Here is a 26,346-nt window from a genome sequence, read left to right as displayed (position 1 = left end):
AACGCCTTCACCGCCAGGTGCAGCAGCAGGGTGGAGTCCTTGCCGCCGGAGAACAGGATCACCGGCCGGTCGAACTCACCCGCCACCTCGCGGAAGATGTGGATCGCCTCCGACTCCAGGCGCGCCAACGTGTCCAGTGTCGCTGTCATCCGTGCAACCCGCATTCGGTCTTGGCCTGGCCCGCCCACCGGCCGCTGCGCGGGTCGGCGCCCGGCAGTGGCTTCACGGTGCACGGAGCGCAGCCGATGGAGGGATAACCGTCCTGCACCAACGGGTTCTCCAGAATCCCGTGTTGCGCGATGTAGTCGTGGAACTCGTCGTCGGACCAGGGCGCGATCGGGTTGATCTTGACCAGCCCGTTGCGATCGTCCCACTGCACGATCGGCGTGTTCGCGCGGGTCGGCGCGTCCACCCGGCGCACCCCGGTGACCCACGCGTCGTAGTTCTTCAGCGTGCGCTGCAACGGGATGACCTTGCGCAGGTTGCAGCACCGGCTCGGGTCGGTCTTGTTCAGCAGGCCGAACTGGGCCTCCTGGTCGGCCACCGACTGCTCGGCCGCGGCGTTGACGATGTGCACGCCGGGGTAGACCAGGTCGACCGCGTCACGCGTGCCGATGGTCTCGGCGAAGTGGTAGCCGGTCTCCAGGAACAGCACGTCCACGTCCGGCTTGACCTTGGTGGCCAGGTCGATCAGCACGGCGTCCTGCATGTTCGACGCGACGATCCAGCTCTCGCCGAACGTCCGGGCGGTCCACGAGAGCGCCTCTTCGGCACTGGCCTGCGCCAGCTCGACCGAAGCGGCCTCCGCGATCACCTTCAGTTCCTCGACCCTGGTCGGGGCGGTCATCGCTGCACCTCCTGAGGAAGGTTGAGACCAACGAACTTCACGGTGAACACGCGGCGGCAGGAGGCGCACAGCCACGAGTAGCTGGGCTCCTCCTGCGGACGGAGGTCCTCGTCGCCGCAGTAGGGGCAGTAGAAGGGAGTAGCGCGCTCGGTGTTCATGGCCGCTCCTCCGGAGACGGCGGCTCGGTCGCCGGGGAAGTCGGTCGTCCGACCGACGCGACCTCGCTCATTTCAAATCACCTTCGTCGGCGCGCGCGACCCACTGGGGGAAGCGCTCGGCGTCCTCGCGCTTGGCGACGAAGTTCCGCACCACGCGCTCGACGTAGTCCGACAGCTCGGTGGCGGTCACCTTGTGGCCGCGCAGCTTGCGGCCGAACCCGGCGTCCAACCCGAGGCCGCCGCCCAGGTGCACCTGGAAGCCCTCGACCTGCCGGCCGTCCGCGTCCGTCACGATCATGCCCTTGAGCCCGATGTCCGCGGTCTGGATGCGGGCGCACGAGTTCGGGCAGCCGTTGATGTGCACGGACACCGGCTCGGTGACCCCGTCCACGATGTCCGCCAGCCGCGTCTCCAGCGTGGAGACCAGATCCACCGCGCGGGCCTTGGTCTCGACGATCGCGAGTTTGCAGAACTCGATGCCGGTGCACGCCATCACACCGCGCCGCCACGGCGACGGCTCGGTCTGCAAGCCCAGCTTCGCCAGATCCGCCTGGAGGGTCTTCACCTCGGCCTCGGGCACGTCCAGCACGACCAGCTTCTGCTGCGGCGTCAACCGCACCCGGCCGGAGCCCGCCCGCTCCACCACCTTGGCCACCTCGACCAGCGTGGAACCGGACACGCGGCCCGCGATGGGGGCGGCACCGATGTAGTACTTGCCGTCCTTCTGCTTGTGCACGCCGACGTGGTCGCGCGGGACCGCGGGGGTCTCCGGCGCGGGACCGTCGACCAGCTTGCGCTTCAGGTACTCGTTCTCCAGGATCTCGCGGAACTTCTCGGGACCCCAGTCGGCGACGAGGAACTTGATCCGGGCGCGGTGCCGCAACCGGCGGTAGCCGTAGTCGCGGAAGACGCTGATCACGCCCTCCCACACGTCCGGCACCTCGTCCAGCGGCACCCACGCGCCCAGCCGCTTGCCGATCATCGGGTTGGTGGACAGGCCGCCGCCGACCCACAGGTCGAAGCCGGGGCCGTGTTCGGGGTGGTCCACGCCCACGAACGCCACGTCGTGGATCTCGTGCGCCACGTCCGGCAGGCCCGAGATCGCCGTCTTGAACTTGCGCGGCAGGTTCGAGAAGCGCGGGTCGCCGATGTAGCGGCGCAGGATCTCGTCGATCGCGGGCGAGCCGTCGATCACCTCGTCCTCGGCCAGGCCCGCCACCGGCGAGCCGAGCACCACGCGCGGGCTGTCGCCGCAGGCCTCCATCGTGGTCAGGCCCGCGTCCTCCAGCTTCTGCCAGATCGTCGGGACGTCCTCGATGCGGATCCAGTGGTACTGGACGTTCTGCCGGTCGGTGATGTCGGCCGTGTCCCGCGCGTAGGTCTGGGACAGCTCGCCGAGCAGCGCGAGTTGCTGCGTGGTGAGCCTGCCGCCGTCGATGCGGACGCGGAGCATGAAGTACTCGTCGTCCAGCTCCTCCGGCTCCAACGTCGCGGTGCGACCGCCGTCGATACCGGGCTTGCGCTGGGTGTAGAGCCCGTACCAGCGGAAACGGCCGCGCAGGTCGGCCGGGTCGATCGAGTCGAAGCCACCGTGGGCGTAGATGTTCTCGATCCGCGCCCGGACGTTGAGCGGGTTGTCGTCTTTCTTGCTCCGCTCGTTCGGGTTCAGCGGCTCGCGGTAGCCCAGCGCCCACTGCCCCTCACCTCGGCGCTGCTTGGTGCGCTGAGGCGTCGTCGTCGGGGGGACCATCCTCGTCCTCCGGGGATTCGGGGCGCTGGTGCGCGTGCGAGTCCCGGTGGTTCCGTGGTGGGGGTCTCGTCAGCGCACCCGGCGCCGACGGGAACAAAAAGGCAGGCGCGGGTTATGCCGAACGACGGCACATCGCGCTGGAGACACGACGGAAGTCGACGTGGCGGCGGACCACCAGGCGCACTCCGGTCGATGTCATGTTGGTCAGCGTGCCACGCGTCCACCCCGTGGTCCACCGCCATCCGCATCGTGGGACGGCTGTCCCGGCCCTGGTGAATGGGACAATGGGACCATGCCCTCCGCTCTGCCGATCGGTGATCCCGCACCCCCCGACGGCTCACTGCCCGCTGCCGCACTCGCCGGTCTGGGTGATCGCCCGTTCGGCGTCTACGTGCACGTCCCGTTCTGCGCGACCCGGTGCGGCTACTGCGACTTCAACACCTACACCGCCGGTGAGCTGGGCACTTCCGCCTCACCGGCGTCCTGGCTGGAGGGCCTGCGGCGGGAACTCGACCTGGCGGCGTCCGTGCTGGGCACCCCGCCGGCGGTCGAAACGGTGTTCGTCGGCGGTGGCACACCGTCGCTGCTCGGCTCCGCTGGGTTGGGTGATGTGCTCGACGCGGTCCGGTCGTCGTTCGGCCTCGCGCCCGGCGCGGAGGTCACCACGGAGTCGAACCCGGAGTCGACGTCACCCGAGTTCTTTTCAGCCATTCGTGATGCTGGTTACACGCGTGTCTCACTCGGCATGCAGTCCGCCGCACGGCACGTGCTCGCCCTGCTCGACCGGGTGCACACGCCGGGCCGTCCGGTGGCCGCCGCCCAGGAGGCCCGCGCGGTGGGATTCGACCACGTGAACCTCGACCTCATCTACGGCACGCCGGGCGAGACGATCGCCGACCTCCAGTCGTCGCTGGACGCCGTCTACAGCGCGGGCGTGGACCACGTGTCGGCGTACGCGCTGATCGTGGAGGAGGGCACGGCGCTGGCCCGTCGGGTCCGCCGCGGCGAGCTGCCGATGCCGGACGACGACGTGCTGGCCGACAAGTACGAGCTGATCGACGCCGCCATGACCGCACAGGGTCTGCGCTGGTACGAGGTGTCGAACTGGGCCGCGTCGGCGGAGGCCGCGTGCCGGCACAACCTCCTGTACTGGCAGGGCGCCGACTGGTGGGGCGCGGGCCCCGGCGCGCACAGCCACGTGGGCGGCGTGCGCTGGTGGAACGTGAAGCACCCCGCGAAGTACGCCGAACTGCTGGCCACCGGCGCGTCACCCGCCGTCGGGCGCGAGATCCTGGCCGAGGACGACCGCCGGGTGGAGCGCGTGCTGCTGGAGCTGCGCCTGGCCACCGGCCTGCCGCTCGACGTCCTCGACGCCGACGGCCAGGCCGAGGCCAAGACCGCCGCCGCGGACGGCCTGCTCGACCAGACCGCCCTCGACCAGGGCCGATGCGTGCTCACCGACCGGGGCCGGCTGCTCGCCGACGCCGTCGTGCGCCGGCTCACCTGATCAAGCCCGCCGGCCTGATCAGGCCGACTTCAGCGTGATCGACGCCGACTCGCCGATGGTCCGGTAGCCCAGCGGCCCGTAGAGGCGGGTCACCTTGTCGTCCGGCTCGGTCTCCAGGAACGGCGTGCAGCCCGAGTCGAAGACCCGGGCGGTGAGGTCCGCGCACACCGCCGACGCGATACCGCGCTGCCGGAACGACGGCAGCACCGCGATGCCCGCCACCTGTGACAGACCGTGACCCGGCGCCGTGTACGCGCCCGCACCCGCCGGTTCGCCGTCCCACCGGGCCAGCACGATCACGCCGTTGTCGCGCAGCAGCGACCGCTGCCGTGCCACGTCCTCGTCGCCGGCCGTCCCACCGACCCCGAACGCTGTGTTCTGCACCACCGACACGGCGAGCAGATCCTCGTCCGAGGTCACCGCCTCCAGCGTCAGCCCGGCGCGCGGCGGCGGTGTCGTCAGCTCGTCGACCACCATCACCGGCAGCAGTTGGTCCACGGTGAACCCGGCCGCCGCCAGCACCGCGTCGACCGGGGGCGAGGGCCGCAGGTACTCCAGCCTCGGCGTGCGCGACCGCGCCCGGAACGCCGTGACCAGGGCGTCCACGTCGGCGGGCGTGGGCGGGGCGCCGTCGTCGGGCACGGCGTAGTTCATGAACGGGTTGTCGCTGTGCGCGTCGAAGCGGACCAGGAACGGGCCGACGCGCTCGGCATCCGCCCTGATCGCGTCGCGCAGGGCCGACTGGATGCGGGTGAGCACACCCGACGTTATCCAGGTGTGCCGAAGCTCGGCGACGGAGTTTTCCGATACCGGCCCGAAGCTCCGTAAACTCAAGGTGAAGCAGCCTGGTCATCTGGAGGTGACGCGCGGTGAACGCCGATGAGCGCCGGTTCGAAGTACTGCGCGCGATCGTCGCCGACTACGTGTCCAACCAGGAGCCGGTCGGCTCGAAAGCCCTGGTGGACCGGCACAACCTGGGCGTGTCGAGCGCGACCGTGCGCAACGACATGGCCTCGCTGGAGGAGGACGGCTACATCACCCAGCCGCACACCAGCGCCGGCCGCGTGCCCACCGACAAGGGCTACCGCCTGTTCGTGGACCGGCTCAGCGAGATCAAGCCGCTGTCCTCGCCCGAGCGCAAGGCCATCCAGAGCTTCCTCGAAGGCGCCTACGACCTCGATGACGTGCTGCGCCGCAGCGTCCGGTTGCTGGCCCAGCTGACCCGCCAGGTCGCCGTCATCCAGTACCCGACGCTCAGCCGCGCCGCCGTCCGCCACATCGAAGTGCTCGCCATCACACCGGCCCGCCTGATGCTGGTGCTGATCACCGACACCGGCCGGGTCGACCAGCGGTCGGTCGACCTCGGCGACGTGATCACCGAGGACAACGTCGCCCGGATGCGGTCCATGCTCAACGGGGCCATGGTCGGCAAGCGCCTGTCCGACGCCTCCGCCGAAGTCGCCAAGCTGCCCGAGGACGCGCCCGGCGACCTGCGCGACGCCGTGCTGCGGGTCAGCACCGTGCTCATCGAATCGCTGGTGGAGCACCCCGAGGAGCGCCTGGTGCTGGGTGGCACCGCGAACCTCACCCGCAACGTGGCAGACTTCCCCGGTTCGCTGCGCCAGGTGCTGGAGGCGCTGGAGGAGCAGGTCGTGGTGCTCAAACTGCTCGCCGCCGCCCGTGATCCCGGCAGGATCCTGGTGCACATCGGCGAGGAGAACGAAGCGGCCGAGATGCGCAGCACCTCGATCGTGTCGATCGGCTACGGCAGTCGGGACAACCTGCTCGGCGGTATGGGAGTGGTGGGGCCGACCCGCATGGACTACCCCGGCACGATGGCGGCCGTGCGAGCGGTGGCCAACTACGTGGGGGAGATCTTGACCGGACGGTGACGGCGGCGGAACACCGCGGTCCCGCAGGACGTTTCGCAAGCGAGCGAGCGCGTGTCGAAGCGCGTTCGCAGGAGGAAACACGGTGGCGAGGGACTACTACGGCACGCTCGGGGTCTCCAAGAACGCGACTCCCGACGAGATCAAGCGCGCCTACCGCAAGCTCGCGCGGCAGCTCCACCCCGACATCAACCCCAACGAGGAAGCGCGCTTCAAGGAGGTGACCGCCGCCTACGAGGTCCTGTCGGACCCCAAGAAGCGGCAGGTCGTCGACCTGGGCGGCGACCCGTTGGAGCCCGGTGGCGGCGGTGGCGGCGGCATGCGCGACCCGTTCGCGGGATTCGGTCTCGGCGACATCATGGACGCGTTCTTCGGCGCGGGCGGGGGTGGCGGACGTGGTCCGCGCAGCCGCGTGCAGCCCGGTTCCGACGCACTGATCCGGCTGTCGATGACGCTGGAGGAGTGCGCGGCGGGCGCTTCGCGCGAACTGACCGTGGACACGGCGATCCTGTGCGACCGGTGCGTGGGCAGCGGCTGCGCGGACGGCTCGTCCCCGGTGCGCTGCGACACGTGCGGCGGGCGGGGCGAGGTGCAGTCGGTGCAGCGCTCGTTCCTGGGCCAGGTCGTGACCGCGCGGCCGTGCCCGGTGTGCCGGGGCCTCGGCGAGGTCATCCCGGACCCGTGCCAGCAGTGCGCGGGCGAGGGCCGGGTGCGCTCGCGGCGCACCATCTCGGTGCAGATCCCGGCCGGTGTGGCCGAGGGCATGCGGGTGCGGCTCGCGGGCCAGGGCGAGGTCGGCCCCGGCGGCGGACCGGCCGGTGACCTGTACGTCGAGGTCGAGGAGGTGCCGCACGAGGTCTTCGAGCGTGACGGCGCGAACCTGCACTGCTCCGTGCGCATCCCGATGACGACCGCGGCCCTGGGCGCGGTGCTGCCGTTGCAGACGCTGGACGGCGAGGAGGAGCTGGAGATCGAGCCCGGCACCCAGCCGAACACCGAGCTGGTGCTCACCGGGCGCGGTATGCCCCGGCTGCGGTCCAGCGGGCGCATCGACGGCCGCGGTGACCTGCACGTGCACCTCGAAGTCGTCACGCCGACCAAGCTGGACGCCCGGCAGGCCGAACTGCTGCGCGAACTGGCCGTGTCGCGCGGTGAGGACGAGCCGACGCTCGCGCACAACGGCAAGGGCGGCGGCGGGCTGTTCTCGCGGCTGCGGTCCGGCCGCAACCACCGGTGACCCTGCCGGTCTTCCTGGTCGCCGCGCTGCCGCTCGGTGACACGGCCGTCCTGGACGGGCCGGAAGGGCGGCACGCGGCCACCGTGCGGCGGTTGCGCGCGGGGGAGGAGCTGGTGCTCTCCGACGGCACGGGTGCCCAGGTGCGGTGCGCGGTCGAGGAGGCGCTGAAGGACTCCCTGCGGCTGCGGGTCGTCGAACGCTGGGTCGTGCCACCGCCGTCCGTGCGGGTGGTGGTGGCACAGGCGCTGGTGAAGGGCGACCGCGGTGAGCTGGCCGTGGAGCTGGCCACCGAGGCGGGCGTGGACGGCGTCGTGCCGTGGCGTGCCTCGCGCTGCGTGACGAAGTGGGAAGACGGTCCGCGCGGGGCCAAGGCCCTCGAACGCTGGCGCAGCACCGCGCGTGAGGCGGCCAAGCAGGCCCGCCGGGCACGCGTGCCGTCGGTCGCGGAACCCGTTTCGACTTCCGGCTTGGCGCGGTTGGCGGCGTCCTCGGCGGTAACCCTGGTTTTGCACGAATCGGCGTCAGTGGGCATTGGATCGGTTCAACTGCCGGCTTCGGGTGATGTGCTGCTGGTGGTCGGACCGGAAGGCGGCATCACCGACGAGGAATTGTCGGCGTTGACCGGCGCGGGCGCGCACGTTGTGCGACTGGGTCCTACCGTTCTGCGAGCATCGACCGCGGCCGCTGTCGCCTTGGGTGCGCTGGGTGTGTTGACCGATCGCTGGCGGTAATTGGCCTTGCTCCCTTCTGGCGAACGCCTGGCATAGGGGTTACGCTCATGGCCGAGGGGTTGCATTGGTCTAAACACGATCGGCCCTTCGGACCAGACTCGCCGGACACCTCCCCCCTCGGTCCGGCGCCGCCGCGTCGCGGTGGGACGACCCCCAGGTCCCACCGCGACGCGGCCCTCTTTGTGTGCGGGGTTTCGATTGCGCATCGTCTACGGGCGACACCCGAGCCAGTTCGGTGAGTATTACGCGCCCGATGGTGAATCATTTCCCGTCGTCGTGGTAATCCATGGTGGTTTTTGGCACGAACGTTATGGCCTCGAACTGGGCAGGCCCCTCGCCGCCGACCTCGTAGCCCACGGCGTCGCCGCGTACAACATCGAGTACCGCAGGCTGGGCGGTGGCGGCGGCTGGCCCCAGACGGGCGACGACGTGCTCGCCGCGATCGACGCCCTCGACCCCGCCTTCGGCCCCGTAGTCACGCTGGGTCACTCCGCCGGCGGCCACCTCGCCGTCTGGGCCGCCGCCCGCCACCCCCGCGTCATCGGCGCCGTGGCCCAAGCAGGCGTCCTCGACTTCCTCCAACACCCCCACATCACCCGCCGCGCCGCCGAACTCCTGGGCGGCACCCCTTCGGAAGTCCCCGCCCTCTACGCCGACGCCTCCCCCGCCGCCCTCCTCCCGATCTCCAAGCCCCTGATCCTCATCCACGGCGAAGACGACGAGGACGTCCCGTTCGCCCAAAGCGAGGCCTTCGCCCGCGCCTCCGGCGCCGAACTCATCGCCCTCCCCGCCACCGGCCACATGGCCCTCATCACCCCCAACACCCCCGCCTGGACCACCTCCCGCACCGCCGCCCTACGCCTAACCCACCCCTAACCCGCCGAGAGCCAAACCCCACCCCCCAAGAGCCAAACCCCCAAGTCCCGAGAGTCGAACCCTCAGGCCCCGTGAGTTCAACGCTCAGAACACACGAGCCTCGCCTCCGCACCTGCCCGGCCTGTCCTGAGCGTTGAATTCGGGGTACCTGAACGTTCGACTCTCGCGCGTGTCCAACGTTCGGAACGGGCGTGTCCAACGTTCGGAACGGGTGAGTTGAACGTTCGGGATGGCGTGGGTGGCGGTGGTCGGTAGCCTGCGGAGCCATGTCCGATTGCCTGTTCTGCCGCATCGTCGCCCGCGAGATCCCGGCCACCGTGGTGCACGAGACCGACACCACGCTGGCGTTCCGCGACATCTCCCCGCAAGCGCCGACGCACGTCGTCCTGGTGCCCAAGGTGCACGCGCCGGACGCCGTGGCGCTGGCCGCCGCCGCGCCCACCGTGCTGGACGACCTGTTCCTGGCCGCCGGCGAGGTGGCGAAGTCCGAGGGCGTCGCCGACAGCGGCTACCGGCTGCTGTTCAACACCGGCGCGGACGCGGGCCAGACCGTCTTCCACGCCCACCTGCACGTGCTCGGCGGACGACGGCTCGGCCCGCTGGCGTAACCGGGCTGACCGGGGCTAACCGGACCTAACCGAGGGCCTGCATCACCGGCGCGTAGAGCCGCGCACGGTCGCCGCTGAACGCCCCGCGCACCATCAGGTCCGCGGTGAACCGCGGCACGACCCCGTGCCCCTCCAGCCACGCCCCCAACGCCGGGTCCCGCACGTCCACCCGCACCGTCGCCCCGACCGCCACGTCCGCGATCAACTCCGCCGCACGCGACACAGACGGCGCCACCACCGGCCCGACCATCGACACCGAACCGTTCCGCCACACCGCCGCGAACCCGTCATCGGCCACCCTGACCTGCGACGCGAACCCGAACAACGCACCCCACATCGCCGACCGGTCGGCCCCGAACACCTCGGCGTCGACCGCTACCACCTTCGCCCGGTCCCCGTCCTCCACCGGCCGCGACGTCCCCGACGCCGTCCCGTCGAACGCCCCGATGTGCGCGGTCACCAGCCCGACCGACCGGAACCCCAGCTTCTCGTACAGCGGTTTGCCGTAGGACGTGGCGTGCAGCGACACCACCGGCGTGGCGGCGAATTCCAGCGCGTGCTCCATCAGCCGACGCCCGAGCCCACGCCCGCCGTGACCGGGCGCCACCAGCACCATGCTGATCGCCGCGTGCTCGTCACCGAATCGGGTGGCGATGGTGGTGCCGACCAGCTCACCGCCGTCGAACAGCCCGAAACCGGTACCGACCCGCAAGAGGAACGCCCACTTGTCCGGCTCCTCGGGCCACTGCCGGTCCGCCGCCAGCCGGACGCACGCGGGCAGGTCTTCGGGGGTGAGCACGCGCAGTTTCTCCACGCCCCCGAGTACACCCGCCGTGTCCAACCCGTTTCTTACTCCGGTGCGGAGTGTCGGTGGGGACGGCTAGCATCGGACCAGTAGGTCGAATTCGCCAGAGCACGGCGCGAACGCGCAGGAAGAGGGCCCGAGGCCACGTGGCCGGTACCGCTGACAACACGCCGCAGGCAGGCCGGGCCGCGGCCGACGCCCAATCCAAGTTCGCCGTGCCCGACGGCGCGGTGCTCGCCCTGCTCGGGTCGCGCGACGAGAACCTCAGGCTCGCCGAAGAGCTGCTGGACGCCGACGTGCACGTGCGCGGCAACGAGATCACCCTCTCCGGCCCGCCCGCCGACGTGGCGTTCGCCGAACGGGTGTTCTCCGAGCTCGTCACGCTCGCCAGCCGCGGCCAGCAGGTCGGCCCGGACACGGTCCGCCGCACGGTCGCGATGCTGTCCGCGGGCACCAGCGAGTCGCCCGCCGAGGTGCTCAGCCTCGACATCATCTCCCGCCGCGGCCGCACCATCCGGCCCAAGACGCTGAACCAGAAGCACTACGTGGACGCGATCGACCAGAACACCATCGTGTTCGGCATCGGCCCCGCGGGCACCGGCAAGACCTACCTGGCCATGGCCAAGGCCGTGCAGGCACTCCAGGCCAAGCAGGTCAACCGGATCATCCTGACCCGGCCGGCGGTCGAGGCGGGCGAACGCCTGGGCTACCTGCCCGGCACGCTCTACGAGAAGATCGACCCGTACCTGCGCCCGCTCTACGACGCGCTGCACGACATGGTCGACCCGGAATCCATCCCGCGCCTCACCCAGGCGGGCACGATCGAGGTCGCTCCACTGGCTTACATGCGCGGTCGCACGCTCAATGATGCGTTCATCATCCTCGACGAGGCGCAGAACACGACGCCCGAACAGATGAAGATGTTCCTCACCCGATTGGGATTCGGTTCGAAGGTCGTGGTGACCGGCGACATCACCCAGGTCGACCTGCCCGGTGGGCAGCGCAGCGGCCTGAGGGTCGTCCGGGACATCCTCGAAGGCGTGGAGGACGTCCACTTCTCCATCCTGACCAGCAGCGACGTGGTCCGCCACCGGCTGGTCGCGGACATCGTGGACGCCTACGAGAAGTGGCAGGTCGAGCAGGACGAGGGTGACGCGGGCGACCGGCACCAGCACCACGCCGGACCCGGTGCGCGGTCGCGCGGGCAGCGCCGGGGACGATAGGCGCCGTGAGCATCGAGATCGCGAACGAGTCGGGCGTGAACGTGGACGAGCCGTCCATCGTCTCCGCCGCCCGGTTCGCCCTGGACCGGATGGGCGTCAGCCCGTTGGCCGAGCTGTCCGTCCTGCTGGTGGAGCTGGACGTGATGGCGGACCTGCACCAGCGCTGGATGGACCTGCCCGGACCGACGGACGTGATGGCGTTCCCGATGGACGAGCTGGACTCGGCGCGCCGTCCCGACGCGGCGGGCCTGGGCCCGGCGCTGCTCGGCGACATCGTGCTGTGCCCGGACTTCGCCAAGGACCAGGCCAAGAAGGCGGGCCACAGCCTGCTGGACGAACTGCACCTGCTGACCGTGCACGGCGTGCTGCACCTGCTCGGCTACGACCACGCCGAACCCGCCGAGGAGCGGGAGATGTTCACGTTGCAGAACCGCATCCTGGGCGACTTCCGCACCGCGGCGGCCGAGGCCGAACGCAAGTCGGCGCAGCGCGAGGCCGACTCGAAGCTCCTCGGGGCGGTCGGCCTGGAAGACGCGGACCGGCCCGAGCCGACAGCCTGAGGCGGCCGAGGTGATAGGCAGTTCCGCCGGCTTGCTGGTGCTGGCCGTGGTCTTGGTGTTGGCGGCGGGTGTGTTCGCGGGTGCGGACGCGGCGCTGGGCACGGTGTCGCGGGCGCGGGTCGAGGCGTTGCAGCGGCAGGGCCGGGCCGGCGCCGCGCAGTTGATCCTGCTGCTGGCCGACCGACCGCGGCACGTGAACCTGCTGCTGTTGCTGCGGCTGGGCTGCGAGCTGGCGGCGACGGTGCTGGTGACGGTGGTGTCCTTCGGGCTGATCGCCACCGACTGGGTGGCCATGCTGGTCGCCGGGCTGAGCATGCTCGTGGTGTCGTACGTGCTGGTCGGCGTGGGTCCGCGGACGTTGGGCAGGCAGCACCCGTACGCGGTGAGCCTGCTCGCGGCGGCCCCGATCCGGGTGCTCGGGCGGGTGCTGGGGCCGTTGAGCAAGCTGCTGATCCTGTTCGGCAACGCGATCACGCCGGGTAAGGGCTTCCGCGAGGGACCGTTCTCGTCCGAGGTCGAGCTGCGTGAGCTGGTCGACATGGCGCAGGAACGCGGCGTCGTGGACGAGGGCGAGCGGGAGATGATCCACTCGGTCTTCGAGCTGGGCGACACGATCGCGCGCGAGGTGATGGTGCCGCGCACCGAGATCGTGTGGATCGAGCAGACCAAGTCGATCCGCCAGGCGTTGGCGCTGTCGCTGCGGACCGGGTACACGCGGGTGCCGGTGATCGGGGAGAGCGTCGACGACATCGTCGGCGTGGTGAACCTGAAGGACCTGGTGCGGCTGACGTTGGCCGACGAGCCGAACGGCAAGTCCGTGGCGGACGTGATGAAGCCGGCGTCGTTCATCCCGGACTCGAAGCCGATCGCGGACCTGCTGCGGGAGATGCAGCTGTCGCGCAACCACCTGGCGATCGTGGTCGACGAGTACGGCGGCACGGCGGGGCTGCTCACCATCGAGGACATCCTGGAGGAGATCGTCGGTGAGATCACCGACGAGTCCGACACCGACGACCGGCCGCCGGTGGAGCACCTGACCGACGGTTCGGTGCGGGTCAGCGCCCGGTTGCCGGTGGACGACCTGGACGCGTTGTTCGGCACGGAGCTGGACGACCACGAGGTGGAGACCGTCGGCGGTCTGCTGGCGCAGCGGCTCGGCCGCGTGCCGCTGCCGGGGACGGAAGCGGAGATCGCGGGCCTGCGGATGCGGGCCGAGGGCGGTAAGGACGAACGCGGGCGGATGCGCATCACGACGGTGCTCGTGCGCCCGTTGAACGGCGACAACAGCGAGGGGACCAACGGTGACTGACCTCGACCTCGACCCCGAGGACCGGAAGATCGTCACGCTGGCGCGTTCGGCCAGGGCGAGGACGGGCGCGGCGGAGGGTGCCGCGGTCCGGGACACCGATGGCCGGACCTACGCGGCCACCACGATCGCCCTGCCGTCGCTCAAACTGACCGCGCTCCAAGCAGCCGTGGCCGCCGCCGTGTCCAGTGGCGCCGAGGGCCTGGAGGCGGCGGCCGTCGTCACCGCCTCCGACGCGGTGGACCAGGAGTCCCTTGCGGCGGTGCGAGACCTGACGGCCGGTGCCCGGGTGCTGCGGGCCGATGCCTCCGGAGCGGTGCTCGAAACCGTGTGAATCGACCTGAGGGAGGTCGCGTCGGAGGGGTGGCCATAACCATGGTCGACCACGCGACGCGACCTCACCCGACGTCCGCGCCGGCAGCGGCGACCCAACGGCAGCGGCGACCCAACACGGTCAGGCGGGTCGTTCGGCCAGGCCGAGCTGGGTCATCATGCTCAGGTTGTCGGTGTAGGTGTGGAACTCGGTGATCTTGCCGTTGCGGGCACGGAAGAAGCCGGAGCCGCGGACGGAGACCTTCCGCCCGGTCGCGGGAACGCGGTTGCCGCCGCCGAGGTCCAGTTCACCGGTGTTGGTGCCGGTGAACTCCAGCTCGCCGGCCACCGAGTCGTCGCCGACGACCCGGTTGGTCACGCGTACCTGCATGTCCGGGAACGCGGTCCGCCAGCCCTGGGCGTACTGGCGCGCCGCGTCGCGGCTGCGGATCGGCTCCGGCGAGACGTCGTCGATCCACACGAAGTCGTCCGCCAGGTTGTTGACGAAGGCGTCGATGTCGCCCCGGTTGAACGCCTCGGTGTGCAGGTCGTCCAAGCGGATGAGGTCTTCCCGGGACATCGTGGACTCCGCCGGCGAGGAGGCCAGCGAGGAGTCGATCACGCCGAGCTGGGCCATCATGCCCAGGGCGTCGGGGTGGGTGTGGAACTCCTTGACCTTGCCGTTCTCGGTCTTGACGAAGATCGTGGTGCGGCTGGTGATCTTCTTGCCGGTCGGGGGGATCTGGCGGTCGCCGAGGTTCAGCGGGCCCTGGTTCGTGCCGGTGAGCTCGCATTCCGAGGCGATCGAATCGTCCCCGATGATCCGGTTGATCTCACGCACGTGCAGGTCCGGGAACGCGGTGAACCACGACTCGGTGAACCGGCGCGCTTCCTCGCGGCTGCGGATCGGCGCGGGCTGCATGTCGTCCACCCACTCGAAGTTGTCCGCGAGCAGGTTGAGGAACGCGTCCGGGTCGTGCCGATCCCACGCCGCGATGCCCACGTCGTCCAAGCGCCGGAGTTCTTCTTTCGTCGTCATTTGTTCCCTCCTTGTCGAACGGTTCAGGCCGGTGCGGACGCGCTCGACAGGCCGAGCTGGCTCATCATGGTCATGTTGTCGGGGTGGCTGTGGATCTCCTTGATCTTGCCGCCCTGGACCTTCATGAAGGCGGCGAGGCCTGCGGTGACCTTCCGACCGGTCGGCGCGATCCGGTTGCCGCCCAGCTGGAGCGGCCCGGTGTTGGTCCCGTTCATCTCCAGTTCGACGGCGATCGAGTCGTCGCCGATCACCCGGTTCTTCGCCCGGACCCGCATGTCCGGGAACGCGGCGAACCACGACTCGGCGTACTGGCGCAGCTCCTCCCGTGAGCGGAGGGGCTTCGGTTCCATGTCCTCGGTCATCACGCAGTCCTCCGTGAGCAGGCTCACGAAGCCGTCCGTGTCGTGCTGGTCCCAAGCCCTGACGCACGCCTCTTCCAGGCGTACGAGGTCGTCTCGCGACATCTCGGCCTCCTTGCCGGTTGCTCGATCCGCGTCCACAAGGCTCTGCCTCGTAGGCCATTGGCACTGGTGCCGAAGGTCACCATTCGGACCAGAGGTGCCACCCAGATGGTGCACCGCTTCGTTCATGAGCACCGGCTGGAATGCCCTGTAGGCACGGAAAACGTGAGCGCGCAACCAACTGCGGCCGGTAGCGTCGCGATCCTGAGCCAGGGAATCGAGTCCCACGTCAGCCGGGCTGCTCGACCACCACGCGTGCAACGCCGTTTCGCGGCTCGGGCCGCCGGCATTCGAGGGCTTGACAACGGCTGACGAGGGCTGACGCAGCACCACCGGAGGGTGCGGGGACAATGGGTGGATGGATGGTTACCGTTCCGGGTTCGCGTGCTTCGTCGGCCGCCCCAACGCAGGCAAGTCGACGTTGACCAACGCGCTGGTCGGGACCAAGGTCGCGATCACGTCGAGCAAGCCGCAGACCACCCGCCACACCATCCGGGGCATCGTGCACCGCGAGGACGGCCAGCTGGTCCTCGTGGACACCCCCGGCCTGCACCGCCCGCGCACCCTGCTCGGCCAGCGCCTCAACGACCTGGTGCGGGAGACGTGGTCCGAAGTGGACGTGGTGGGCTTCTGCGTGCCCGCCGACCAGAAGGTCGGCCCCGGCGACAAGTTCATCGCCGCCGAGCTGGAGAAGATCGCCAAGCGCACGCCGGTCATCGGCATCGTCACCAAGACCGACCTGGTGAGCCAGCAGCAGGTCGCCGAGCAGCTGCTGGCGCTGCAGCGGGTGATGGACTTCGCCGACCTGATCCCGGTCTCCGCCGTGGACGGCTACCAGGTCGACGCTCTTTCCGACCTGGTGCTGGGCAAGCTCCCCGAGGGGCCGGCGCTCTACCCGGACGGCGAGCTGACCGACGAGCCGGAGCTGACCCTGGTCGCGGAGCTGATCCGGGAGGCGGCGCTGGAGGGCGTGCGCGACGAGTTGCCGCACTCGATCGCCGTCGTGGTCGAGGAGATGGCGCCCCGCGAGGGCCGCGACGACCTGGTGGACATCCACGCCAACGTGTTCGTGGAACGGCCCAGCCAGAAGGCGATCATCCTGGGCCACCGCGGCGAGCGGCTGAAGCAGGTCGGCATCACGTCCCGCCGGCACATCGAGAAGCTGCTCGGCACGCGCGTCTACCTGGACCTGCACATCAAGATCGCCAAGGACTGGCAGCGCGACCCCAAGCAGTTGCGCAGACTGGGGTTCTAGGTGGCGAACCTCTACCGGGACACCGGGGTGGTCCTGCGGGTGCAGAAGCTCGGCGAGGCGGACCGCATCATCACGCTGCTCACCCAGAAGCACGGCAAGGTGCGCGCGGTGGCCAAGGGCGTGCGCCGCACGTCGTCCCGGTTCGGCGCCCGGCTGGAGCCGTTCGGGCACGTCGACGTGCAGTTCTACCCCGGCCGGTCGCTGGACGTGGTCACCCAGGTGGAGACCCTGGACGCGTTCGGCGTGGTCCTGGTGGACGACTACCAGCGCTACACGGCCGCGTGCGCGGTGCTGGAGACCGCCGACCGGCTCACCGCCGAGGAGGGCGAACCCGTCCTCCGGCTGTACCTGCTGGTCACGGGCGCGCTCCGGGCGCTCGCGGCCAAGGAGCGGGACGCCTCGCTCATCCTCGACGCCTACCTGATGCGCGCGATGGCGTTCGCGGGGTGGGCGCCGGCGGTGGACGAGTGCGCGCGCTGCGGTGACCCCGGGCCGCACAAGGCGTTCAACGTGCACGCGGGCGGCATGGTGTGCCCGCGGTGCCGTCCGCCGGGCAGCGCCTCGCCGTCCGCCGACACGTTGCGCCTGCTCGCCGCCCTGCTGCACGGCCAGTGGGACGTGGTGGACGGCATCCCCACCGGGGCGCGGCGCGACGCCAGCGGCCTGGTCGCCGCGCACCTGCAGTGGCACCTGGAACGGCAGTTGCGCTCGCTGCCGCTGGTCGAGCGCGTCGAGCGAGTCGAGCGAAAGGCGCAGCCGACCGACGGTTAGAGTCGCTCGCCGCACGAGAACTCACCTGAAACGCCCCCGCAGTCACCCGAGAGGACCGCCATGCTCCGCCGACGGCGGGTCGAGCGCGTCGAGCGCGTTCCCCGACCCCCGGAACCGCACCCCACCGGCGCCACCCCGCCGGTACTGCCGGCCGACCTCGTGCCCAAGCACATCGCGATCGTGATGGACGGCAACGGCCGCTGGGCCAACCAGCGCGGCCTGTCCCGCATCGAGGGGCACAAGCGCGGTGAGGCCGTCGTGGTCGAGGCGGCCAAGGGCGCCATCGAGCTGGGCGTGAAGTGGCTGTCGCTGTACGCGTTCTCCACCGAGAACTGGCGGCGCAGCCCGGAGGAGGTCCGCTTCCTCATGGGTTTCAGCCGCGACGTGATCCACCACCGCACCGACGAGCTGGACGAACTCGGTGTGCGGGTGCGCTGGGCGGGCCGCCGGCCGAGGCTGTGGCGCAGCGTCATCAATGAGCTGGAGGTCGCCGAGGAGCGCACGAAGGACAACACCGTGCTGAACCTCGCGATGTGCATCAACTACGGCGGGCGCGCCGAGATCGGCGACGCGGCGCGGGAGATCGCCCGGCTGGCCGCCGCCGGGAAGCTCAACCCGGAGAAGGTCGACGAGCGCACCCTCGCCAAGCACATGTACCAGCCCGACATGCCGGACGTGGACCTGTTCATCCGGCCGTCCGGCGAGCAGCGCACGTCGAACTTCCTGCTGTGGCAGTCGGCGTACGCGGAGCTGGTGTTCCAGGACATCCTGTGGCCGGATTTCGACCGGCTGGACCTGTGGCGCGCCTGTGAGGCGTTCGCCATGCGGGACCGGCGCTTCGGCGCCGCCGTGGACAAGCCCGACGTGGAGGATTCGTAAGTGACCGACGAGGACGCCGCGGTGACCGCGGAACTGCTCACCGCGGCTCGTGAGGCGTTGGAGATGTTCCACGACGTCCACGTCGACGACGACGGCGCGCTCAGCTTCCAGCACGGCGAGGTGCCGTGCGCGGTGCAGGCGATGCGGTTGGCCGAGGGCCTGACCGTGCTCAGCCTGACCTGCGTGGTGGCGTGGGACCTGCCCGACGACCGCAACCTGGCGGTGTCCGCCGCCGAGCGCGCCGGGCAGGGCCTGTTCGGCACGCTCGGCGTGGTGCACACCGAGCGTGGGATGGATGTGACGTTGCGCTACGCGTTCCCTGCCGAAGGGCTCAAACCGGAACCGTTGAGCACGCTGCTGATGTTGGTCGTGTCCACTGCCTCGCAGCTGCGCAACGAGCTGCTGGCCGGAACCGGGGACGGTGCCTGATGGCTGGTGTGATCGTGTACGAGCCCGACGACGACACGGACGTGGAGGGCCTGCCGTGGGCCGTCACGTTCGAGGCGTCGGCGGGGGAGGAGTGGGCCTCGTTCGTGTGCGGCCCTTATGAGCGGGACGACGCGGTGAAGCTCGCCGAGGAAGTCCTGGCCGCCAGCCGCGGCGTCACCGCGGTCGTCGAACCACTGCTGCCGGTGACGGAGGCGGCGGACGTGCTGGCGACGATCGCCGAACTGCGTGACGAGGAAGAAGACGCCGAGTAGTCACTGACGCGTGCCTGCGGGCACTGTCCGTGACCGAACCGGTACGGTCGGACCCGATCTGGGTGTCGCTGTGACCGGGGGTGTCTGTGAGTTCGTCGGCGAGTTCGTCGGCCACCAAGGAGCTCGGAACTGTCGACGGGGTGTCGGTGGCGGTCGCCGTCACCGACACCCCGTGGGCGTTGGGCGTCGATGCCCTGGTGGTGTCCGTGGGCGGGAGCCTCGGCGATCTGGGTGTGGCGCTGGCGCAGCAGTTCACCGATTTCGCGCAGGCGGTCGGGCGGATCAAACTCTCCCGCATACCGTCGCGGCGACCGCGGATGGTCGAGCTGACCAACGTCGGTTCACTCCGCTTCGTGGTGCTGGCCTCCCCGCACGGCGACGGCGGGGATGTGAGCCTGGGTTCCGTTCGCGAAGCGACGCGAGCGGCCATCCTGACCGCCGACCGCGAGAGGGCGAGCGGAGTCGCGATCCCCCTGCTCGCCACCGGCGTGCTCGGTCTGTCCCGGCAGGACGTGGCCGCGGTCGTCGTGCCGGCGGTGGTGGACGCACTGCGGATGTCGGCTGCGCGGGGGTTGCGCCGGGTCGTGCTGTTCGGCCGGGAACCCGAGATCGTCGATGTTGTGCAGCGGCAGTGGCTGGACAGCGGCCTTCCGGTGGCCGAGCCCGCGTCGCAGGCGGTGCCCCCGGGAACCGCGGTGTCGGGCGAAACGGCCGGCGCCACGTCGCTCGACCCCGCCGGTGTCGGGCCGAGCGACGTGAGCGACGGGGTGTCCGACGACCTGGCCGGCGGGGTGTCCAGCGATCTGGTCGACCACGCGAAGCCGATCGCGATGGAACGGGACCGGCTGGGAGTCGGCACGTACGTCTCGATGCTGGCGACCGTGATCGCCGAGCGCGCCACCCCGACGCCGCTGTCGATCGGCGTGTTCGGCGACTGGGGCGCGGGCAAGAGCTTCTTCATGGGGATGCTGCGCGGGCGGATCGACGAGCTGGCGGGCTCGGGATCGCCGAAGTACTGCCACCGGGTGGTGCAGATCGGGTTCAACGCCTGGCACTACGCGGACACGAACCTGTGGGCGAGCCTGGCGGACGTGATCTTCCGGGGACTGGCCGAGCCGGACCCCGGACCGGAGCGGCAGCGCAGCGAGTTGCAGCGGGTGCTGGCCGAGAAGGTCGACCGGCGGGTCGAGTTGGCGGAGGTCAACCAGCGGGCCGAGGCGGAGGTCGCCCGGCTCAAGGCCAAGGTCGACGAAGCGGACGGCGAGCACGTCACCGGCGCGCGGGACCTGCTCGCCGCGATGCGGGAATCGACGCAGCTGAGCGAACGACTGGACCGGGTCTGGAAGCGGATCGGCGTCACCGACGAGGTCGAGCAGGGCAAGCTGCTGTCGCAGCAGCTGCGTGACGCCCACGCCGATGCCGACACGCTGCGCCGATTACCCCGCGACCGGAACGGGAAGATGGCGTTGGCGGCGGCGGGCGTCGTGCTCGGTGTCAGCGCCGCCGCCGCGTTGGCGGTCCCGCTGATCACCTGGCTCGGTGGCGCGGTCAGCCTGGTCCTCGCCGCGCTGGGCGGCGGACTGCTCGCGCGTGCCCGCAACGGGCTGGGCGAGCTGCGGGCCATGAGCGAGGACATCCGCGGCGGGCTCGATCGCATCCACGAGGAGCGCGTGCGGGAACACGTCGCCGAGACCGTGGAACAGCTCCGCAAGGCCGAGGCGGACCACCTGGTCGCCCAGGCACAGCTGGACGAGGTGGTGACCCACGTCGGCGAGCTGGGCAGGCAGCTGGCCGACCTCAACCCGGCGCACCGGATGTCGGCGTTCGTGACCGAGCGGGCCGGCGGCGACACCTACACGCGGGACCTGGGCGTGGTGTCGACGCTGCGCAAGGACTTCGAGCAGCTCGTCCGGTTGCTGGCCGACTGGCGGGCGAACCCGGACGCGGACCCGGAGGCCCGGCCCATCGACCGGGTGGTGCTGCACATCGACGACCTGGACCGGTGCGAGCCGCGCCAGGTGGTCCAGGTGATGGAGGCCGTGCACCTGCTGCTGGCCATGGACCTGTTCGTCGTGGTCGTCGGCGTGGACCCGCGCTGGCTCGTGGGTTCGCTGCGCAACCACTACGCCGGCGTCCTCCACGACGCCGACACCACCGCGTCACCGTGGCGGGTGCTGCCGGAGGACTACCTCGAAAAGATCATCAACATCCCCTTCACCCTGCCCGGCATGGCCGAGGGCGGTCTCGGCTCAGTGCTGCGCTCCATGGTCGAGGTCGACACCCTGCCCGCGACGCGGCCCGAGGCGCCGCGACCGGCTCCGCCCGGTCAGGAGCCGCCTGCCGGACTCACCGGACTCGCCGTCGAGCCGGGCGCGCCACTCGACAGCCCGACGCGCGCGCCGGCGCCGGCCCGGCCATTGACCGAGGCCGAACTGGCGTTCCTCGACGCGCTGGAGCCGCTGGTCGACACCCCGCGCGCGGCGAAGCGGCTGCTCAACGTCTACCGGATGATCCGCGCGACCCGAGACCTGAGCGAGGCGGCGCGCTTCCTCGGCGACGACGACCGGCCGGGCGAGTTCCAGGCCGTGATCGTGCTGCTCGGGATCATCGCCGTGATGCCCTCACTGTCCGCCGCCGTGCTCGGCGCACCCCCGGACTCGGCAGAGGTCCGAGGCGGTCTCGTGCACCGGGACCCGAGCGGGCAGTGGGCGTCGTTCGCGGCGGACCTGCTGCCGAGAGACGGCCGGTCACCGATCGTCGGCACGATCACCGCCGAGGAAGCGACCCACTGGCTGCGACTGCACCACGGCCTCCAAACGATCACCGACATGGTCACCCTGCCGGACCTGACCGTCTTCCAGACGTGGGTACCGCACGTACGCCGCTTCTCCTACTCCAACCACTGACCGCCCGAATTGTCGGACCTCGCCGGCAGAATGAAGACAGGGGTCCCCCGGCGAGGACCCCTGCGGAGCGTGGTCGGGGGGCGGGCGGTGGTTAAAAGTGGTTGAAGACCCGACGTAGGTCGGTGAGGTCCGAGCGGGTGGTCTGGCATCATCTCGGAAGTGACAATCACTGGCGAGATCCGCGGATCACGTCCGCGCCCCACGCCGCCGCGCTGGAAGATCACTTCACTGGAAGTGCTCTGCGTGCTGCTCGTGCTGGCGCTGGTGTTGCAGGACTGGCTGGTCGGCGTGCTCAACGTGCCGGTGCTGCGTACCGCGTCCACGGTGTTCGTCGCGGTCTGCGTGCAGGCTCTGCCGTTCCTCGTGCTCGGCGTCCTGATCAGCGGGGCGATCGCGGCGTTCATCCCGGCCAGCGCGCTGCGCCGGGCGTTGCCGAAGAAGACCGCGCTGGCGGTGCCCGTCGCGGGTGTCGCCGGGGTGGCGCTGCCGGGCTGCGAGTGCGCCTCCGTGCCCGTCTCCCGCCGCCTGATGCAGCAGGGCGTGCCGCCCGCCGTGGCGCTGACGTTCCTGCTCGCCGCGCCCGCGGTGAACCCGATCGTGCTGGTCTCCACGGCCGTGGCGTTCCCCAACGCGCCGATGATGGTGCCTGCCCGGTTCGTCGGAGCACTGCTCACCGCCGTCGTCATGGGCTGGCTGTGGACCCGGTTCGGCAAGTCCGAGTGGATCGCCGAACGCGCGCTGCGCCGCCTGCCGGACAACGACGGCACGTCCCGCTGGGTGGTGTTCGCCGAGACCGCGCGGCACGACCTGGTCGACGCGGGCGGGTTCCTGGTGCTCGGCGGCGTGTTCGCGGCGGCGTTCAACGTGCTCGTGCCGCAGGCGTGGCTGGAGACGCTGGGCGGCCAGGTCGTGCTGGCCATCGTGGTGTTGTCGCTGCTGGCCGTGGTGCTGGCGCTGTGCAGCGAGGCCGACGCGTTCGTCGCGGCCTCCATGTCGGCCCTGCCGCTGCTGCCGCGGCTGGTGTTCCTGGTCGTCGGCCCGGCGGTCGACGTCAAACTCATCGCGCTGCAAGCGGGCGCGTTCGGCAAGTCCTTCGCGGCACGCTTCGCCCCCGCCACGTTCGTGGTGGCGATCGCGTCCGCACTGGCGGCGGGAGCGGTGTTCCTGTGAGGGGTGTGACCCATGAGGCGTGAAACACAGAACATCCTGCTGGTCCTGCTCGGCGGCGCGCTGCTGAAGCTGGCGCTGACCGGCACGTACCTGCGGTACGTCAAGGAGTCGTTGCAGCCGTGGCTGGTCGTCACCGGCGCCACCATGGTCGTGCTGGCCGTGGTGGCGATCGTGCGCGACCTGCGCGGCGGCCAGGAGCACCACGGCGGGCACGAGCACGGCTCGTCGCGCAGCCCGTGGATGCTCATCCTGCCGGTGTTCGCGGTGTTCCTGATCAGCCCGCCCGCGCTGGGCGCGGACACGGTCAACCGGTCCGACCGCAACGCCGCCCAGGAGGCCAACGCGTCGAACGGGTTCGCGGCGCTGCCGTCCGACGAGGTCGTCCCGCTCAGCATCGGCGAGTTCGTCACCCGCACCGCGTGGGACGACTCCGGCTCGCTGAACGACCGCACGGTCAAGCTCACCGGGTTCGTGGTGCGCAAGGACGGCGACGTGTTCGTCGCCCGGCTGACCATCTCCTGCTGCGCCGCGGACGCCTCGCCGGTCAAGGCGAAGATGGTCGGTCAGGACTTCGCCGCGCTGCCCACCGACCAGTGGGTCGAGGCCACCGGCCGGGTGGTGCCCGGCTCGGCGACCAAGGACACCGCGTTCGTGCCGACGTTCACCGTCTCGCAGGTCGTGCCGATCGCCACGCCGGAGGACACCTACGAGGGCTGAGCCTTACCGGCGCAGTCCTGGCACGTGCCGAAGATCTCCACGGTGTGGCTGACCTCGACGAACCCGTTCTCCGCCGCGATCCGGTCGGCCCACTTCTCCACCGCCGGGCCCTCGACCTCCACCGTGCGGCCGCAACTGCGGCACACCAGGTGGTGATGGTGGTGCTGCGAGCAGCGGCGGTAGATCGCCTCACCGGAGTCGGTGCGCAGCACGTCCACCTCACCGGCGTCGGCCAGCGACTGGAGCGTGCGGTAGACCGTGGTCAGGCCGATGCCCTCGCCGCGCTTGCGCAGCTCCTCGTGCAGCTCCTGAGCGGAGCGGAACTCGTCGAGCGAGTCGAGCAGCTTGGACACGGCGGTGCGCTGCTTGGTCGAACGCAGCCCGGGCACCGCGGTGGTCGGGCGCTCGCTAGTGGTCACATCTCCTCCGTCCGGGGGGTCCGGTCGGTCTGGTTGATACCACGCGGCCCCTCGTCCACGTGGGTGACCGCGTCCACCACGATGTGCGCCAGGTGCTCGTCGACGAGCCGGTAGACGACCTCGCGGCCGTGCCGCTCACCGTGCACCACGCCCGCGGCTTTGAGCACCCGCAGGTGCTGGCTGATCAACGGCTGGGCCACGCCCAGCGCCTCGACCAGCTCGTGCACGCACCGGTCCGCCTCGCGCAGTTGCAGCACGATCGCGATCCGCACCGGTGCGGCGAGCGCACGCAGCAGCTCGCCGGCCGCGGACAGGGTCCGCGTCGGCTTCGATGGCGCGGGTGGGGGTACACGGCGTTCCGGGGAGTGCACGTGTTCGCCCCGCACTCCGACCGTCACGGCGCCTCCCAGGTGGTATGGATTTTCACCACCGATACTACGGCGCTAGAGCACGGACACCGTGATGAGCACCAGCACGGCGAGTACGAGCAGCCTCAGGACGCGTGCGCTGGGCGCGAGGAGCTGCCAGGTTGTCGCCAGCAGCACCGCCACACCGAGCGCCAGGACGCCCAGCAGCAGGGCTCCCACCACGCCCTGCAACCACACGCCCAGCCCGAACAGCAGCAGGACCAGCAGGAACACCGCTGGGGCGGGCACCCGCGCCAACGGTCCGGAACCGGGGATCAGGGTGCGCTTCGGGTAACGAGCCACCGTGGCATCCTTGCACCGTGCTGCTCGTGTGCCGCTTCACCGTGGCGGAAAATGATGTCGAGGCGTTCACCGCGCGTGTCGACCGGGCGTTGGTGCTGCTCACCGCCCAGCCCGGGTGCCGGCGGGCCCAGCTGTCCCGGTCGACCGACGAGGCGGACCGGTTCGTGCTGACCGTCGAGTTCGACTCGGTGGTGGCGTACCGACGCGCGATGTCACCGTTCGAGGTCCGCGAGCACGTCATCCCGCTGCTGTCGGAGGCGAACACCGACGAACCGGCCGCCTACGAGCCGCTGCTGATCGCGGCCGACGGTGCCGTTCGCCGCGAGGTCAGCCTGCTCGCCCACGACGCCGGCACCGTCCGCCTGGGCGAGGCCGCCGGCCCGACCGCCCCGCGCTGACCTGGCCTGGCCACGTTCCGCCGTTATCCATCAGTGGGGCAGTTGTCCACAGTCACGCCCTGACCGCTTCGGATTGTCGGTCCCCCCTGGAAAGATCGAAAACAGGGGACCCCCGGGCGGGGACCTCTGCGAAGCACTTCCGCTACTCCCGTCACGTCCGCCGCACCTGCCGGCCGGCAACGCCGTGCGCCGGGACCGCCGACGGGTTCAGGCGTTGGCCAGCTCGCGCAGCCGTGCCACGCGGTCCGGCGCCTGGTGGGCATCCAGCAGGTCCAGCGCCCGTCGTGCCTGATCAGAGGCTTCGTTCCGCCAACCCAGAGCGGCGTAGTCCTCGGCCAACTCCTCGTGGAACCACCCGTCCGGTGGGCTCGCCGCGATCGCCCGACCCATGAGCCCGGCCGCCTCGGCGGGCTGTCCCAACGCGCGCAACGTCCGGGCTACCGCATAGCGCGCGACCTCCACCTCGTGCACGTCGTCCGACGTCTCCTCCCGCGCCGCCAAAGCCGACCGGAACGCTGCCAACGCCTCCTCGAACCGCCCCGCCTCGAACCGCGCCCACCCCAGGTTGTTGAACAACGCGCCGATCCACCCCCGCACCTGCGGGTCGTCCGACGACGAGGCCAGCTCGACCCCGCGCCCCGTCCAGTCGTCCACGTTGTCCACCAACGCCGCCATGTGCGCCGCGTCCACCGCCAGGAACGTCTCACCCAGGTGACTGGCCAGCACGAACGCCGCCACGAACAGCGGCAGCGCCTCCTCCGGCGCGCCGGCCGAACGCAGCAGCCGGCCGCGTTCCAGGAACACCCGCACCCGCCCCGGCGAGTCCGGCGCGGCCAACGCTTCCGCCTCGGCCAGCATCTGCTGACCGGCCACGGTGTCACCGCGCAGGCCCTCGACGCGCGCCAACTGCGTCAGCACCTCGGCCCGCTCCGCGTCACCGATCGCCGACGCCAGCCGGTCCCGCAAGCGGGCCTCGGTCGCCGGCAGGTCGCTGAAGTCCCACATCACGCGCAACTCGTCCGCCATCCAGGCAGGGTAAGCACAGGTGTCCCGTGGTCGCTCGATGGAGGCAGGACGGCAAGGACTACCCTGGCAAGCCCGTTTCCCGTCC

The 26,346-nt window shown here is 70.7% G+C and carries 30 protein-coding genes and 1 pseudogene; 19 read left to right on the top strand and 12 right to left on the bottom strand.

Annotated elements, in window-relative coordinates; all coding sequences use genetic code 11:
- The 4 genes and pseudogenes from ALI22I_RS03810 to ALI22I_RS03795 form a co-directional block, all read right to left on the bottom strand.
- Positions 1-149 (bottom strand): annotated as a pseudogene (locus tag ALI22I_RS03810) (sulfate adenylyltransferase subunit CysD); the annotation flags it as partial.
- The gene (locus ALI22I_RS03805; protein ID WP_077004152.1) at positions 146-847 is read right to left on the bottom strand and encodes a phosphoadenylyl-sulfate reductase; all 702 of its coding nucleotides are present in this window, start codon (positions 845-847) and stop codon (positions 146-148) included. The pseudogene ALI22I_RS03810 and the gene ALI22I_RS03805, both read right to left, overlap by 4 nt.
- On the bottom strand, positions 844-1,005 hold the full coding sequence (locus ALI22I_RS03800; RefSeq protein ID WP_077004151.1) for an Insertion element protein: 162 nt from the start codon (positions 1,003-1,005) through the stop codon (positions 844-846). The genes ALI22I_RS03805 and ALI22I_RS03800 overlap by 4 nt, the downstream gene beginning before the upstream one ends.
- Positions 1,006-1,072: 67 nt before the next feature.
- Positions 1,073-2,755: a nitrite/sulfite reductase gene (locus ALI22I_RS03795; RefSeq protein ID WP_077004150.1), complete on the bottom strand. Its 1,683-nt coding sequence runs from the start codon at positions 2,753-2,755 to the stop codon at positions 1,073-1,075.
- A 292-nt stretch (positions 2,756-3,047) separates the two neighbouring features.
- Here ALI22I_RS03795 and hemW point away from each other — a divergent pair, with 292 nt between their 5' ends.
- Complete coding sequence (gene hemW, locus ALI22I_RS03790; RefSeq protein WP_077004149.1) at positions 3,048-4,262, top strand: radical SAM family heme chaperone HemW; 1,215 nt, start codon at positions 3,048-3,050, stop codon at positions 4,260-4,262.
- 18 nt (positions 4,263-4,280) lie between these two features.
- On the opposite strand, the gene ALI22I_RS03785 is transcribed toward hemW, so the two are convergent.
- Positions 4,281-5,021: a GNAT family N-acetyltransferase gene (locus ALI22I_RS03785; protein WP_077004148.1), complete on the bottom strand. Its 741-nt coding sequence runs from the start codon at positions 5,019-5,021 to the stop codon at positions 4,281-4,283.
- A 110-nt stretch (positions 5,022-5,131) separates the two neighbouring features.
- Here ALI22I_RS03785 and hrcA point away from each other — a divergent pair, with 110 nt between their 5' ends.
- From hrcA to ALI22I_RS03760, 5 genes are all read left to right on the top strand, one after another.
- On the top strand, positions 5,132-6,154 hold the full coding sequence (hrcA, locus tag ALI22I_RS03780; RefSeq protein ID WP_077004147.1) for a heat-inducible transcriptional repressor HrcA: 1,023 nt from the start codon (positions 5,132-5,134) through the stop codon (positions 6,152-6,154).
- Positions 6,155-6,236: 82 nt separating this feature from the next.
- Positions 6,237-7,388, top strand: a complete 1,152-nt coding sequence (gene dnaJ / locus ALI22I_RS03775) for a molecular chaperone DnaJ (protein WP_077004146.1) — start codon at positions 6,237-6,239, stop codon at positions 7,386-7,388.
- Positions 7,385-8,119, top strand: coding sequence for a 16S rRNA (uracil(1498)-N(3))-methyltransferase (locus tag ALI22I_RS03770; RefSeq protein WP_077004145.1), 735 nt, complete (start codon positions 7,385-7,387; stop codon positions 8,117-8,119). The genes dnaJ and ALI22I_RS03770 overlap by 4 nt, the downstream gene beginning before the upstream one ends.
- Before the next feature lie 141 nt (positions 8,120-8,260).
- Complete coding sequence (locus ALI22I_RS54415) at positions 8,261-8,995, top strand: alpha/beta hydrolase family protein (RefSeq protein WP_338013461.1); 735 nt, start codon at positions 8,261-8,263, stop codon at positions 8,993-8,995.
- Between the two features lie 266 nt (positions 8,996-9,261).
- Entirely contained in the window at positions 9,262-9,603 is a 342-nt protein-coding gene (locus tag ALI22I_RS03760) for a histidine triad nucleotide-binding protein (protein ID WP_077004143.1), read from the top strand.
- Between the two features lie 25 nt (positions 9,604-9,628).
- On the opposite strand, the gene ALI22I_RS03755 is transcribed toward ALI22I_RS03760, so the two are convergent.
- Complete coding sequence (locus ALI22I_RS03755) at positions 9,629-10,417, bottom strand: GNAT family N-acetyltransferase (protein WP_083751399.1); 789 nt, start codon at positions 10,415-10,417, stop codon at positions 9,629-9,631.
- 137 nt (positions 10,418-10,554) lie between these two features.
- Here ALI22I_RS03755 and ALI22I_RS03750 point away from each other — a divergent pair, with 137 nt between their 5' ends.
- Genes ALI22I_RS03750 through ALI22I_RS03735 form a run of 4 tightly spaced genes read left to right on the top strand, consistent with a single transcriptional unit; the run spans position 10,555 to position 13,831 of the window.
- Complete coding sequence (locus tag ALI22I_RS03750; protein ID WP_077004142.1) at positions 10,555-11,631, top strand: PhoH family protein; 1,077 nt, start codon at positions 10,555-10,557, stop codon at positions 11,629-11,631.
- A 5-nt stretch (positions 11,632-11,636) separates the two neighbouring features.
- Complete coding sequence (gene ybeY / locus ALI22I_RS03745) at positions 11,637-12,191, top strand: rRNA maturation RNase YbeY (protein ID WP_077004141.1); 555 nt, start codon at positions 11,637-11,639, stop codon at positions 12,189-12,191.
- 13 nt (positions 12,192-12,204) lie between these two features.
- On the top strand, positions 12,205-13,500 hold the full coding sequence (locus ALI22I_RS03740) for a hemolysin family protein (protein WP_077004158.1): 1,296 nt from the start codon (positions 12,205-12,207) through the stop codon (positions 13,498-13,500).
- Positions 13,493-13,831 carry a cytidine deaminase gene (locus ALI22I_RS03735; RefSeq protein WP_077004140.1) on the top strand — a complete coding sequence of 113 codons (339 nt, stop codon included), beginning with the start codon at positions 13,493-13,495 and terminating at the stop codon, positions 13,829-13,831. Before ALI22I_RS03740 ends, ALI22I_RS03735 begins: the two co-directional genes overlap by 8 nt.
- Positions 13,832-13,951: 120 nt before the next feature.
- Here ALI22I_RS03735 and ALI22I_RS03730 read toward each other — a convergent pair whose 3' ends face one another.
- On the bottom strand, positions 13,952-14,848 hold the full coding sequence (locus ALI22I_RS03730) for an ester cyclase (RefSeq protein WP_077004139.1): 897 nt from the start codon (positions 14,846-14,848) through the stop codon (positions 13,952-13,954).
- 23 nt (positions 14,849-14,871) lie between these two features.
- Entirely contained in the window at positions 14,872-15,312 is a 441-nt protein-coding gene (locus ALI22I_RS50360) for an ester cyclase (protein WP_179118084.1), read from the bottom strand.
- Between the two features lie 355 nt (positions 15,313-15,667).
- Between ALI22I_RS50360 and era the strand changes: the two genes are divergently transcribed.
- From era to ALI22I_RS03685, 8 genes are all read left to right on the top strand, one after another.
- A complete protein-coding gene (gene era, locus ALI22I_RS03720) occupies positions 15,668-16,564 on the top strand; it encodes a GTPase Era (RefSeq protein ID WP_077004137.1) in 897 nt (298 codons plus the stop codon).
- Positions 16,565-17,335, top strand: a complete 771-nt coding sequence (gene recO / locus ALI22I_RS03715) for a DNA repair protein RecO (RefSeq protein ID WP_077004136.1) — start codon at positions 16,565-16,567, stop codon at positions 17,333-17,335.
- A gap of 60 nt (positions 17,336-17,395) precedes the next feature.
- Entirely contained in the window at positions 17,396-18,214 is an 819-nt protein-coding gene (locus tag ALI22I_RS03710; RefSeq protein WP_077004135.1) for an isoprenyl transferase, read from the top strand.
- Positions 18,215-18,643, top strand: coding sequence for a YbjN domain-containing protein (locus ALI22I_RS03705; RefSeq protein WP_274522743.1), 429 nt, complete (start codon positions 18,215-18,217; stop codon positions 18,641-18,643).
- Positions 18,643-18,915 (top strand): hypothetical protein, encoded by a 273-nt coding sequence (locus ALI22I_RS03700; protein WP_077004134.1) that lies wholly within the window; start codon positions 18,643-18,645, stop codon positions 18,913-18,915. Before ALI22I_RS03705 ends, ALI22I_RS03700 begins: the two co-directional genes overlap by 1 nt.
- Positions 18,916-19,055: 140 nt before the next feature.
- Entirely contained in the window at positions 19,056-21,821 is a 2,766-nt protein-coding gene (locus ALI22I_RS03695; protein WP_077004133.1) for a P-loop NTPase fold protein, read from the top strand.
- 159 nt (positions 21,822-21,980) lie between these two features.
- Positions 21,981-22,991 carry a permease gene (locus ALI22I_RS03690; RefSeq protein WP_083751397.1) on the top strand — a complete coding sequence of 337 codons (1,011 nt, stop codon included), beginning with the start codon at positions 21,981-21,983 and terminating at the stop codon, positions 22,989-22,991.
- A 12-nt stretch (positions 22,992-23,003) separates the two neighbouring features.
- Positions 23,004-23,708: a TIGR03943 family putative permease subunit gene (locus tag ALI22I_RS03685; RefSeq protein ID WP_077004132.1), complete on the top strand. Its 705-nt coding sequence runs from the start codon at positions 23,004-23,006 to the stop codon at positions 23,706-23,708.
- On the opposite strand, the gene ALI22I_RS03680 is transcribed toward ALI22I_RS03685, so the two are convergent.
- The 3 genes from ALI22I_RS03680 to ALI22I_RS03670 are packed head-to-tail and all read right to left on the bottom strand — an operon-like array spanning position 23,696 to position 24,837.
- Positions 23,696-24,127 (bottom strand): Fur family transcriptional regulator, encoded by a 432-nt coding sequence (locus ALI22I_RS03680; protein ID WP_077004131.1) that lies wholly within the window; start codon positions 24,125-24,127, stop codon positions 23,696-23,698. The two genes, ALI22I_RS03685 and ALI22I_RS03680, sit on opposite strands and share 13 nt — an antisense overlap.
- On the bottom strand, positions 24,124-24,525 hold the full coding sequence (locus ALI22I_RS03675; protein WP_143531941.1) for an ArsR/SmtB family transcription factor: 402 nt from the start codon (positions 24,523-24,525) through the stop codon (positions 24,124-24,126). Before ALI22I_RS03675 ends, ALI22I_RS03680 begins: the two co-directional genes overlap by 4 nt.
- Before the next feature lie 45 nt (positions 24,526-24,570).
- Entirely contained in the window at positions 24,571-24,837 is a 267-nt protein-coding gene (locus ALI22I_RS03670) for a hypothetical protein (RefSeq protein ID WP_238598066.1), read from the bottom strand.
- Positions 24,838-24,854: 17 nt separating this feature from the next.
- Here ALI22I_RS03670 and ALI22I_RS03665 point away from each other — a divergent pair, with 17 nt between their 5' ends.
- On the top strand, positions 24,855-25,235 hold the full coding sequence (locus ALI22I_RS03665; RefSeq protein WP_077004129.1) for an antibiotic biosynthesis monooxygenase family protein: 381 nt from the start codon (positions 24,855-24,857) through the stop codon (positions 25,233-25,235).
- 207 nt (positions 25,236-25,442) lie between these two features.
- On the opposite strand, the gene ALI22I_RS03660 is transcribed toward ALI22I_RS03665, so the two are convergent.
- The gene (locus ALI22I_RS03660; RefSeq protein ID WP_077004128.1) at positions 25,443-26,261 is read right to left on the bottom strand and encodes a tetratricopeptide repeat protein; all 819 of its coding nucleotides are present in this window, start codon (positions 26,259-26,261) and stop codon (positions 25,443-25,445) included.
- Between the last annotated feature and the right edge of the window lie 85 nt (positions 26,262-26,346).

It is taken from the genome of Saccharothrix sp. ALI-22-I (assembly GCF_001984175.1).
Classification (GTDB): domain Bacteria; phylum Actinomycetota; class Actinomycetes; order Mycobacteriales; family Pseudonocardiaceae; genus Actinosynnema.
The sequence above is the reverse complement of the archived record's forward strand: the minus strand, read 5'-3'. Positions and strand labels throughout refer to the sequence as shown.